Source organism: Candidatus Streptomyces philanthi, from assembly GCF_059553635.1.
Genome location: NZ_JCANQV010000205.1, coordinates 1 through 10720 on the forward strand (window position 1 = coordinate 1; position 10720 = coordinate 10720).

Here is a 10720-nt window from a genome sequence, read left to right on the forward strand (position 1 = left end):
GCCGCCGTCCCTATCATCACCGGATCGGAAAGGGGGCCGGATGGACCGGGACATCCGCACGACGGAGGACGTACTGAAGCTCTTGGACGGCCTGTTCGCACCGGGGGCCGACCGGTGGACGGACGGCGCGGCGTCCTGGTGGGACGGCTTCTACGCCGACCGCGCCAGGCCCGTCCCGTTCTTCTCCGCGCAACCGGACGAGAACCTGGTCTCGTACCTCGACCAGGGTCTGGTCACCGGCGGCTGGGCGCTCGACCTGGGGTGCGGCCCGGGACGCAACGCGCTCCTGCTCGCCGCGCGGGGGTTCGAGGTGGACGCCGTCGATCTGTCCCCGGCGGCCGTGGACTGGGCCGAGGAGCGGGCCCGTGAGGCGGGTGCCCGGGTCCGGTTCCACCGCGGTGACGCCTTCACCCTGGCCGGCACCCGCCTCACCGGCCCCTACGACCTGATCCACGACTCCGGTTGCTTCCATCATCTGCCGCCGCACCGCCGCGTCAGCTACCTCACGCTCCTCGACCGGTGCCTGGCCCCTGGCGGTCATTTCTCCCTCACCTGTTTCGCGGCCGGTGCGATGGGCTCGGAACTCTCCGACGCCGACTTCTACCGCGACGGGCGTCTCCACGGCGGCCTCGCCTACACCCCAAAGTCACTGCGCCGGATCTTCGCCGACCTGACGGTGGTGGAACTGCGCCGCATGCGCGAGGAGCCCGCCGGTTCCGGGCGCTTCGGGGTGCCGTTCCTCTGGACGGCGCTGTTCCGCCGTCCCACCACGCCCTGATCCGGGCGTCAGCCCTCGGTCGCGGGCGGGATCGACTGCGCGTGCCGGAAGATGTCGGCTCCGTCCCAGTACCTCTTCGTCCGGCGGAGGCGGTCGAGGTTCTCGCCGTAGTAGAGCCTCAGGTAGTCGGCCCCGGGATTCCGGGGCTCCTGGAGGTCGATGCTCTGCTGACCGAGGTCGATGTCCGGATAGTTGATGTAGGCGCCGTCGGTCAGTCCGTCGTGGCTCCGGGACGCGATCTCCGGGATGCCGCCGTCCTTCGCGTAGACGTCACGGTAGAAGCCCCGCAGGTAGTCGAGGTGCGCCGTGTCGTGGTCCGGGTTGGTCCAGTAGGTCTGGTACTGGAGCTTCATGATCGAGTCGCGTTGCGGGACGGCCGTCTCCTTGGGACCGCGCGCGTTGATCCGGCATCCGTACGAGTCGATCTGCACCAGGGTCTGCTTCAGGTCGACCGGGGGCTTTTCCTTGTTCAGCCACGTCCAGAAGGCGTCCATCTGCTCGGCGGTGAACGGCTTGCGGTGATAGGCGGACTTGTATTTGCCGCGCTGGTTGTGCCCCGAGCCGTTGAGGTCCATGGTGGCCTGGAACCAGGGCATCCGGCGCATGTCCGGATAGGAAAGGAAGTGGCCGCCGACGGGGCGGTGCTGGACGGTCGCCCTGGCCTTCATTCCCTGCTGGACGGCTTGCAGGAATTCCTCCAAGGGGCGCGAGTCGTCGCCGTTCCACTGGGTCACCAGGACGATGTTCTCGCTTGACCTGTGGGTGAGTTTGAGCATCGCGAACAGATCCTTGTACTTCTGTTCGCCGGCGGCGCTGTAGGTTTTGAAGAACTTACCGTAGTTCGTCAGCAGCCGATCGAAATCATTCCGGTCCAGGTCTTTCCAGTGCCAGGCGACGTTGCTGAGCCACACATGCTTCGGGGGCTCGGGTATGTCGTCCCGGAAGTGGTAGCGCAGGACGATCCCGAAGTTGCCGCCACCGCCTCCGGTGTGGGCCCAGAAGAGATCCTTCTTGTGCGGGTCCTCGTCGTCCCGGTGGGCGCACACCACCTTGACCTGGCCGTTCCGCACGGTCACGACGTCGACCTGGACGAGATGGTCGACCGTCAGCCCGTCCCGCCTGGACAACAGCCCGTATCCGCCGCCGCATATATGGCCGCCCGCGCCGACCGAATAGCAGGACCCCGCCGGAACCGTGCGCCCGTATCCGCGGAACAGGGTGGTGTAGACGTCCCAGTTGGTCGCGCCGCCCTCGACGCTGAATGTCGGCCTTCCGTGTATGTCCTTGTCGGCACGTACGCCCTTCATGGGGCTGAGGTCGAGAATGACGCCGTTCGTGTCGACGAAGCCTTCGTAGCAGTGGCCGCCGCCCCGCACCGTCGGTCGCAGATGATTCTGCAGGGCGTAATCCAGCATGGCGACGGCGTCTTTGTCGCTCTCGATCAATCCGATGAGCGACGGCGTACTGCCGAACCGTTGATTGAACCCCTGCCTGAGCGTCTCGTACCGCTCGTCGGCCTTTCCGAGCAACTGCCGCTCGGGTAACGGGTAAAGGCGACGGGAGTTTTCTCGCGTCACGCCGCAACCCACTTTCTTGTCGGGGAAGTTGGCCGCACGCTAACACGGAAGAAGGACACGACGAACCCTTGAACGAATAGAGCAAGATCGTGTCGCGCCGGTTCACCGGCATGCTCAGCGGCTGTTTCCGCTGTTCACGAGGGGATGTGGCGTGACGGGTGTGAACACCGTCGTTTTCACGCCATTTGAGGCGGTGCGTGACGGGCGATCAGCGCCCACCCTGATCGACGCGGAGGGATCGCGGGACACCCTGGCCGCGGCAGCGGTCCGGGTTTCACGACCGTGAGACCCGGACCACTTCCGTGACAGGCCCTAACCGCAGCAGTCCGGGGCCAGCCCCTTCGGGAGCCCTTCGCCGCCGAAGACGGAGGTGGTCGCCTCGTCGCCGCCGAGGGCCGCCACCGCGAGGAGCAGGGAGCCGGCCGTCCAGGAGGTGCGTTCGCGGGGCCAGATGGTGTCGTCGTCGAAGACGTAGCCGGTCCAGTACATGCCGTCCTCGGCGCGCAGGTGCTGGATCCAGGACAGGATGCTCACCGCGCGATCGGACTCGCCCATCGCCCAGAGCGCCAGGGCGAGTTCGGCGCTCTCCCCGCCGGTCACCCAGGGATTGGGGTCGACGCAGCGCACGCCGAGGCCGGGGACGACGAACTTCTCCCAGCCCTCGTCGATACGGGCGCGGGCCTCCGCGCCGCGCAGGGCGCCGCCGAGGACCGGGTAGTACCAGTCCATGGAATAGCGGGACTTGTCCAGGAAGCGTTCGGGGTGGCGGCGTATCGCGTGGCCGAGGCGTCCGAGGGCGAGTTCCCAGTCGGGCTGGGGCTGCTCGCGCTGGTCGGCGAGGGCGAGGGCGCAGCTCAGCGCGTGGTGGACGGAGCAGGAGCCGGTGAGCAGGGCATCGGTGACGGGGGTGCCGTCGTCCTCCCGCTTCCAGCCGATCTCGCCGCCGGGCTGCTGGAGCGCGAGGACGAACTCGATCGCGGCGTAGACGACGGGCCACATCCGGTCGAGGAAGGACTCGTCGCCGGTGGCGAGGTAGTGGTGCCAGACGCCGACGGCGATGTAGGCGCAGAAGTTGGTCTCGCGGCCGCGGTCGGTGGGCGCGTCGGGGTCGCCGTCGGCGTAGGCCGCGTACCAGGAGCCGTCCGGGTTCTGGTGCCGTGCGAGCCATTCGTAGGCGGCCTCGGCGCGGTCGTGGGCGCCGGCCGCGTCGAGGGCCATGGCGGCCTCGGTGTGGTCCCAGGGGTCGAGGTGGTGGCCGCGGAACCAGGGGATGGCGCCGTCGGTGCGCTGGGTGGCGAGGATGCCGGCGACCGTGCGGGCCGCCTGGTCGGCGGTGAGCACGCCCGGCAGCACCAGCCGTTCGGTACGCCCCGGTGTCGTCACTGCGCGTCCGCCTCGGGCAGGTGCGGCTTGGTGGCGTAGGCGACGAAGCTCTTGCCGATGAGGGGGTTGAGCGTGCGCTCGGCGAGCCGGGTGGCGAGGGGTTTCTTCATGATGTCCCAGACCAGCAGCTTGTGGTACGCCTTCACGGGCAGGACCTGGTCGTTGTCGACGCCGAAGGCGCACTTGAGCCACCAGTAGGGGCTGTGCAGTGCGTGGGCGTGGTGGGTGCCGTACGGCTTCAGGCCGGCGGCGCGCATCTTGGCGAGGAGTTCGTCGCCGCGGTAGATGCGGATGTGGCCGCCCTCGACCTCGTGGTAGGCGTCGCTCAGGGCCCAGCAGACCTTCTCGGGTCCGTAGCGGGGCACGGTGACGGCGATGCGTCCGCCGGGGCGCAGGACACGGACCATCTCGGCGAGGACGCCCTTGTCGTCCGGGATGTGCTCCATGACCTCGGAGATGATGACGACATCGAAGCTGTCGTCGGGGAACGGCAGGGCCAGCGCGTCGCCCTCCATGGCGGTGGCGGTGGCGCCCTCGGGGGCCTCACCGGCCTCCTTCATGGCGGCGAACCACTTGGCGACCTCGCGGATCTCCTCGGCGTTGCGGTCGAGGGCGACGACGCGGGCGCCGCGCCGGTAGCACTCGAAGGCGTGCCGGCCCGCGCCGCAGCCCAGGTCGAGGACGCGGTCGCCCGGTGCGAGCGGGAATCGGGAGAAGTCGACGGTCAGCACGGCGTTCTGCTTTCGTCCGGCGGGTCGGGGCGGGGACTGGCGGCGGGGTCAGCCGCGTCCGGCGGGGGCCGGCGCGGAGGCGGGGCGGCGGGCGGCCTGCTGGGCGATGGCCGCGCGGTAGTGCTCGGCGGTGCCGAGGGCGGCCTGCCGCCAGGTGAAGCGGGCGAGGACGCGTTCGCGTCCCGCGGTGCCGAGGCGTTGGCGCAGCGAGGCGTCGCCCAGGAGGCGGAGCAGTCCGGTGGCGAGGGCGTCGGAGTCGCCCGGGGGCACCGCGAGGCAGGTCTCGCCGTCCGGTCCGGCGACCTCGGGGAGGGCGCCGCCGGTGGTGGCGAGCAGCGGGGTGGCGGTGGCCATCGCCTCGGCGGCGGGCAGGGAGAAGCCCTCGTAGAGGGAGGGGACGCAGGAGACCTGGGCGCCGCGGACCAGGTCGACGAGTTCGGCGTCGCTGATGCCCTTGACGAACTCGACGGCGCGGGTGAGGCCGAGGCGGGTGATCGCGGCGGCGACCGGTCCGTCGTCGGCGCGCTTGCCGACGACCACGAGATGCGCGTCGGGGTTCTCGGCGCGGACCACGGCGAGTGCCTCGACGAGGTGGACGAGGCCCTTGAGGGGGACGTCGGCGCTGGAGGTGGTGACGATGCGGCCCGGTACCTCGGGGACGGAGGGGTCGGGTGAGAAGAGGTCGGTGTCGGCGCCGATGGGCACGACATGGATGCGGTCGGCGGGGACGCCGAGGTCGTCGACGATCTCCTGGCGGGAGGAGCCGGAGACGGTGAGCACGGACGGCAGCCGGCGGGCGACACGTTTCTGCATCCGGGTGAAGCCGTACCAGCGGCGGACGGAGGAGCGGCGCTTCCAGTCGGTGGCCGCGGCCAGGTCGAGGCGGCGGTCGACGGTGATGGGGTGGTGGATGGTGGTGACCAGCGGGGCGCCGAGCGCGCCGGGGCCGCCGAGCAGGCCGTAGCCGAGCGTCTGGTTGTCGTGCACCACGTCGAACGCGCCGCTGCGGGCGGCGAGATGGCGCCGGGCGCGCAGCGAGAAGGTCAGCGGCTCGGGGAAGCCGCCGGTCCACATCGTGGCGACCTCCAGCGCGTCGATCCAGTCGCGGTACTCGCCGCGCCGGGGGGTGCGGAAGGGGTCCGGCTGGCGGTAGAGGTCGAGGCTCGGGAGTTCGGTGAGGGTGACCCCGTCGTCGAGGACGGGATAGGGCTGCGCGCCGATCACCTCGACGGTGTGGCCGAGGCGGGCCAGTTCGCGGGAGAGGTGGCGTACGTAGACGCCCTGTCCGCCGCAGAACGGGTTCCCCTTGTAGGTGAGCAGGGCGATGCGCAGGGGGCGGTCGCCGGGTGTCTTGCCGGTGGCCGGTGACACGTCGCCGGGACGGGACACGGCTGCCCGGACGGCCTCTGCGGTCACGCGCGGCCCCCTTCTCGACGGGACTTCCGCCGGAGCGTAACCGCCGGCGGTAATCTAGAACAAGTTTCAGAACTGCCATGCTACTGATCAGTTCGACGAGCTTTGAATCTACCGGCCGGTGCGGTGGCCGAAAGAGGCGGGCCAGGTGATTCGCGCCACGGCCCGGCGCCCTGCCATGCTGTGCCGGTCACGCCGGTGGCGCGCACCGCATCGCGGACGGAATGCCAGGGAGTGGGACAGATGACGACGGAATCCAGGGCGGCCGGACCGGCGCTCCCCGCGGCACCTCCCCTGACCGAGCGTCAGGAGGCCAGGCGCCGCCGCATCCTGCACGCCAGTGCCCGGCTGGCGAGCCGCGGCGGTTTCGACGCCGTGCAGATGCGCGAGGTCGCCGAGACCTCCGGTGTGGCGCTGGGGACCCTCTACCGCTACTTCCCCTCCAAGGTGCATCTGCTGGTCGCGACCATGCAGGACCAGCTCCAGCATCTGCACGGGACGCTGCGCAAGCGCCCGCCGTCCGAGGAAGTCCCGGGGGCGAGGGTCGCCCAGACCCTGATGCGGGCCTTCCGGGCGCTGCAACGCGAACCGCATCTGGCCGACGCGATGGTGCGCGCGCTGACCTTCGCGGACCGGTCGGTGAGCCCGGAGGTGGACACCGTCTCCCGGCTGACGACGGCGATCATCCTGGACGCGATGGGGCTGGAGGGGCCGCCTTCCCCCGAGCAGTTGTCGGCGGTCCGGGTCATCGAGCACACCTGGCACTCGGCGCTGGTGACCTGGCTGTCGGGGCGGGCGTCGATCGCCCAGGTGAAGATCGACATCGAGACGGTCTGCCGGCTGATCGACCTCACGGCACCGGGGAAGGACGCGGGGGCGCGCGGCTGACCCGTAGCGGGCCGGGGCGGCGCGTCGGGCCATCCGCCCCGGCCGCCCGGCGGGACGCGCACGCCCGAACCACCCCCGGCCGCCCGGCATTCCACGGCCTCCCGCCGGCTCATTCCCCGGGCGGGAACACCACCTCCCCCGTCTCCGCCACCGTGAGGGCGATCGCCTCCACGGGGCAGCCCTCGGCCGCCGCCAGGACGGCGTCGCCGGCGTCGGTCTCGGGTGCCGCGGGGTGCGCCTGCCGTGCGGCGTCGAGCCGGAAGCCGTCCGGCGCCACCGCCGCGCACATCCCCGAGCCGATGCAGACACCGCGGTCCACCTCCACCCGCCAGCGGGCGCCCATCACGCACCCGCCGGGAGGTGGATCGTCTTGTACTCCAGGTATTCGGCGAAGCCCTCGGGGCCGAACTCCCGCCCGATGCCGGAGTTCTTGCGGCCGCCGAACGGGCCGAGCATGTCGATGCTGAAGCCGTTGACCGAGTACGTGCCGGTACGCACCCGGCGTGCCACGTCGATGCCGCGTTCGGTGTCCGCCGTCCACACCGAGCCGGACAGGCCGTACTCCGAGTCGTCCGCGATCCGGATGGCCTCCTCCTCCCCGTCGTACGGCAGCAGGCAGACGACCGGGCCGAAGATCTCCTCGCGGGCTATCCGCCGGGTGTTGGAGACATCGCCGAAAAGGGTGGGTTCGACGTACCAGCCCGTGGGGTGGTCCTCGGGGACGGCACCCCCGGCCAGGAGGGTGGCGCCCTCCTTCTTGCCGAGGGCGATGTAGTCGAGGGAGCGCTGCTGCTGGCGGCGGCTGACCAGCGGGCCGATCTCGGTGGCGGGGTCGAGCGGGTCACCGGTCCGCAGCGCGCGGGCCGCCGCCGTGAAGCGTTCGGCGATCTCGTCGTAGTGCTCGCGCGGGGCGAGGACGCGGGTCTGGGCGACGCACGCCTGGCCGTTGATCATCCAGGCGAACGGGGCGATGCCCGCCACCGCGGCGTCCAGGTCGGCGTCCGGGAGGATCACCGCAGCGGACTTGCCGCCCAGTTCCAGCGTGACGCGGGCCAGATGGCGGGAGGCGACCTCCATGACACGGCGGCCCGCCGCGACCGAGCCGGTGAAGGACACCTTGTCGACGTCCGGGTGACCGACCAGGTACTCACTGGTCTCGCGGTCGGCCGGCAGGACCGACAGCACTCCTTCCGGCAGCCCCGCCTCGGTGGCGATGTCGGCGAGCAGACAGGCGTCGAGCGGGGTCTGGGGCGCGGTCTTGAGCACCACGGAGCATCCCGCGAGCAGCGCGGGAGCGAGCTTGGCCGCGGCGGTGAACTGGGGGACGTTCCACGGGACGACGGCGGCGACCACCCCGACCGGCTCCCGCCGCACCAGCAGCGGCCCGAGCACCCCGGCCCTGCGCTCCTCGTACGTGGTGCCGGCCGCGACGGCGAGGGCCGCGTCCCACACCATCACCGCGGCGAGCGACTGCACCAGGACGCCGGAGGTGACCGGTGTGCCGTTCTGGGCGCCGATGAGGCGGGCGAACTCCTCGCTGCGTGCCGCGAGGGCGTCCTTGATCCGTGTCACCACCGCCATCCGGTCCGCCAGGGGGGCGTTCGCCCACACCCCGGAGTCGAAGGACCGGCGGGCCGCGGCCACCGCGCGGTCCACGTCGGCGCGCGAGGCGTGCGGGACGCGGCCGATGAGCCGCTCGGTGTGCGGCGAGACCACGTCGATCACCCCCGGGCCCGCCGGGTCGACCCACTCCCCGCCTATGTAGAGCTTTTCGTGCTCGACGAGCTCGCTCATCGCCGCCGCCTCCCGCGATCGGTTCCCTGCCCTGGCACCTGACCCGACAACGCACGCACGGTCACGCAGAGTTCCCGTGTGACCGCACAGAGTCCCCTTCTTTTTTCTGATGCTGCATCAGAAACTGATACCAGCTCCGGCACACGCCGTCCACGGCACGGCCGTGACCGCCGCCCGCCTCCCCCGCCGCGTCCGTCCGGGCCACCCGGCCACCTGTCCGGTTTAAGGTGGGCGTGACAACTTCATCCGTGTCCGACCGGGGGAAGCCGGTGGAATTCCGGCGCTGACCCGCAACCGTGAGGACGGGCCCGTACGCGCGCAGCCGCGGCGGCCGCCCGTACGAGCCGGAGCACCCGGCGGGGCACGACCAAGGCTCGCGCCACCGGACCGGCCCCACCGGGTGCCGGCCGGTGCGCGGCACCGCCGAGGAATGCGGAGCCGAGCCCGGTGCCACCGTCCACGGTCCGAGGACCGCCACGTGGCGGTCCGAGCGCGGCCGCGCGTCCCGCCGCGAACCGACCCCGAGAGGCACCGACCGATGGTCCCCAAGGCCCCCTTCCCCGCCGTCCCGGCCCGCCGTACGGCCGCCGTACTGGCCGCCGTGGCCGTGCTGGGCGCCGCCGCACCCGCCGCGTCCGCCGCCTCCCCCTCCCCCGGCAAGCTGCCCGACGGCCTGTACGGCACCGCGTCACCGCAGTACGACGGGGTGTGGCGGCAGTCGCTCGCGCTGCTCGCCCAGCACACCGCGGGCGTGCGCCCGGCGGACCGGGCGGTGGACTGGCTCGCGGGCCAGCAGTGCGCCGACGGGGCGTTCACCGCCTTCCGCGCCGAACCGGGCAAGCCCTGCGACGCGGCGGCGAAGCGGGACACCAACCAGACCGCCGTCGCGGTACAGGCCCTCACCGCGCTCGGCGGGCACGGCGCGGCGGTGCAGAAGGCGGTCACCTGGCTGAAGTCGGTGCAGAACGACGACGGCGGCTGGCCCTCGATGACCGGGCCCGGCGCGGCGAGCGACACCAACTCCACGTCCGTGGTGATCGGCGCGCTGGCCGCCGCGGGCACGAAGCCGGATGCCGTCACCTCGAAGAAGGGCAGGTCCCCGTACGACGCGCTGCTCGCCCTGAGGGTGGGCTGCGACGCGAAGGAGGCCGAGCGGGGCGCGTTCGCCTTCCAGCGGCAGGACGACACGCTCGCGGCGAACGACAGCGCCACCGCCGCGGCCGCGCTGGGCGCCCGCGGCCTCGGCTTCGTCGTCAAGCCCGCCGGCAAGGAGGCCGACACCCCCGTCGCGCCCCTGGCCTGCAAGGACGGCGAGGCCGAGCACGGGGACGACCCGAAGGCGGCGGCCGAGGCGGCGAGCGCCCACCTGGTGGCGCGGCTCGACAAGGACGGGCAGCACCTGCTGTCGGCGATGCCGGGCGCCGGGAAGCAGCCGGACGTCGGCACCACCGCGAACGCGGTGCTCGCCCTGGCCGTGGGCGGGCACGGCGCGGCCGCCCGCAAGCCCCTCGCCTGGCTGGAGAAGCACGGCCCCGAGTGGGCGCGGCAGGGCGGCCCGGCCGCGTACGCGCAGCTCGTCCTCACCGCGCACGCCACCGGTACCGACCCGCGGCACTTCGGCGGCACCGACCTGGTCGCGGCGCTGAACGCCACCGGGCCGAAGCCGGCCGCCGCGAAGCCCTCCGCCGAGAAGACCGAGGACTCCGGCGGCGGCTCGGGCCCCAACCTGTGGTGGATCATCGGTGGCGGGCTCGCCTTCGGCGCGGGCATCGGCTTCCTGCTGAGCAACCGCAAGAGGAACACGCTGTGAGGCGGCGCGGCGCTCTCGCCGGCGCGCTGCTGCTCGCGGGCGCGGTCACCGGTCTCGCCGCGGCGCCCGCCCAGGCGCAGGAGTACCGCTACTGGTCGTTCTGGACCGCCCCGAGGGGCGGGGGGTGGGCGTACGCCACCGAGGGGCCCGGCACGCTGCGGCCCGCGGACGGCACGGTGATCGGTTTCCGCTTCACCGTCAGCGCGGACTCCGCAGCCGCGGCGAAGCCGCGCGCCGGCGCCGACTTCGCCGCGCTGTGCGCGAACACGCCCGCTAAGGAGGGCACCAAGCGCGTCGGGGTCGTGGTCGACTTCGGCGGCGCCGGCGCGCGGCTTCGCCGCGGCTG

The 10720-nt window shown here is 72.2% G+C and carries 10 protein-coding genes; 4 read left to right on the top strand and 6 right to left on the bottom strand.

Annotated features, from left to right (window positions below):
• Positions 1 to 40: 40 nt before the first annotated feature.
• Entirely contained in the window at positions 41 to 778 is a 738-nt protein-coding gene (locus AC51EU_RS21285) for a class I SAM-dependent methyltransferase (RefSeq protein WP_496268613.1), read from the top strand.
• Positions 779 to 786: 8 nt separating this feature from the next.
• Here AC51EU_RS21285 and AC51EU_RS21290 read toward each other — a convergent pair whose 3' ends face one another.
• The 4 genes from AC51EU_RS21290 to AC51EU_RS21305 form a co-directional block, all read right to left on the bottom strand.
• Positions 787 to 2307 (bottom strand): FAD-binding oxidoreductase, encoded by a 1521-nt coding sequence (locus tag AC51EU_RS21290; protein WP_496268614.1) that lies wholly within the window; start codon positions 2305 to 2307, stop codon positions 787 to 789.
• A gap of 360 nt (positions 2308 to 2667) precedes the next feature.
• On the bottom strand, positions 2668 to 3738 hold the full coding sequence (locus tag AC51EU_RS21295; RefSeq protein ID WP_496268615.1) for a prenyltransferase/squalene oxidase repeat-containing protein: 1071 nt from the start codon (positions 3736 to 3738) through the stop codon (positions 2668 to 2670).
• A complete protein-coding gene (locus AC51EU_RS21300; RefSeq protein ID WP_496268616.1) occupies positions 3735 to 4469 on the bottom strand; it encodes a class I SAM-dependent methyltransferase in 735 nt (244 codons plus the stop codon). The genes AC51EU_RS21295 and AC51EU_RS21300 overlap by 4 nt, the downstream gene beginning before the upstream one ends.
• Positions 4470 to 4517: 48 nt before the next feature.
• Positions 4518 to 5885, bottom strand: coding sequence for a glycosyltransferase family 4 protein (locus AC51EU_RS21305; protein ID WP_496268617.1), 1368 nt, complete (start codon positions 5883 to 5885; stop codon positions 4518 to 4520).
• A 240-nt stretch (positions 5886 to 6125) separates the two neighbouring features.
• On the opposite strand from AC51EU_RS21305, the gene AC51EU_RS21310 reads away from it, so the two are divergent.
• Positions 6126 to 6770, top strand: a complete 645-nt coding sequence (locus AC51EU_RS21310) for a TetR family transcriptional regulator (protein ID WP_496268618.1) — start codon at positions 6126 to 6128, stop codon at positions 6768 to 6770.
• 109 nt (positions 6771 to 6879) lie between these two features.
• On the opposite strand, the gene AC51EU_RS21315 is transcribed toward AC51EU_RS21310, so the two are convergent.
• Positions 6880 to 7113: a ferredoxin gene (locus AC51EU_RS21315; protein ID WP_496268619.1), complete on the bottom strand. Its 234-nt coding sequence runs from the start codon at positions 7111 to 7113 to the stop codon at positions 6880 to 6882.
• Positions 7113 to 8564: an aldehyde dehydrogenase gene (locus AC51EU_RS21320; RefSeq protein ID WP_496268620.1), complete on the bottom strand. Its 1452-nt coding sequence runs from the start codon at positions 8562 to 8564 to the stop codon at positions 7113 to 7115. The genes AC51EU_RS21315 and AC51EU_RS21320 overlap by 1 nt, the downstream gene beginning before the upstream one ends.
• 538 nt (positions 8565 to 9102) lie before the next feature.
• Between AC51EU_RS21320 and AC51EU_RS21325 the strand changes: the two genes are divergently transcribed.
• Together AC51EU_RS21325 and AC51EU_RS21330 are read left to right on the top strand one after the other, a co-directional pair.
• A complete protein-coding gene (locus AC51EU_RS21325; protein ID WP_496268621.1) occupies positions 9103 to 10374 on the top strand; it encodes an SCO2321 family membrane protein in 1272 nt (423 codons plus the stop codon).
• On the top strand, positions 10371 to 10720 hold a 350-nt coding region (locus AC51EU_RS21330), incomplete at its 3' end, for an SCO2322 family protein (protein ID WP_496268622.1). The genes AC51EU_RS21325 and AC51EU_RS21330, both read left to right, overlap by 4 nt.

Coding starts and splice junctions, on each gene's coding strand:
- AC51EU_RS21285 (WP_496268613.1), top strand. CDS start 41: ATGGACCGGGACATCCGCACGACGGAGGACGTACTGAAGCTCTTGGAC.
- AC51EU_RS21310 (WP_496268618.1), top strand. CDS start 6,126: ATGACGACGGAATCCAGGGCGGCCGGACCGGCGCTCCCCGCGGCACCT.
- AC51EU_RS21315 (WP_496268619.1), bottom strand. CDS start 7,113: ATGGGCGCCCGCTGGCGGGTGGAGGTGGACCGCGGTGTCTGCATCGGC.
- AC51EU_RS21320 (WP_496268620.1), bottom strand. CDS start 8,564: ATGAGCGAGCTCGTCGAGCACGAAAAGCTCTACATAGGCGGGGAGTGG.
- AC51EU_RS21325 (WP_496268621.1), top strand. CDS start 9,103: ATGGTCCCCAAGGCCCCCTTCCCCGCCGTCCCGGCCCGCCGTACGGCC.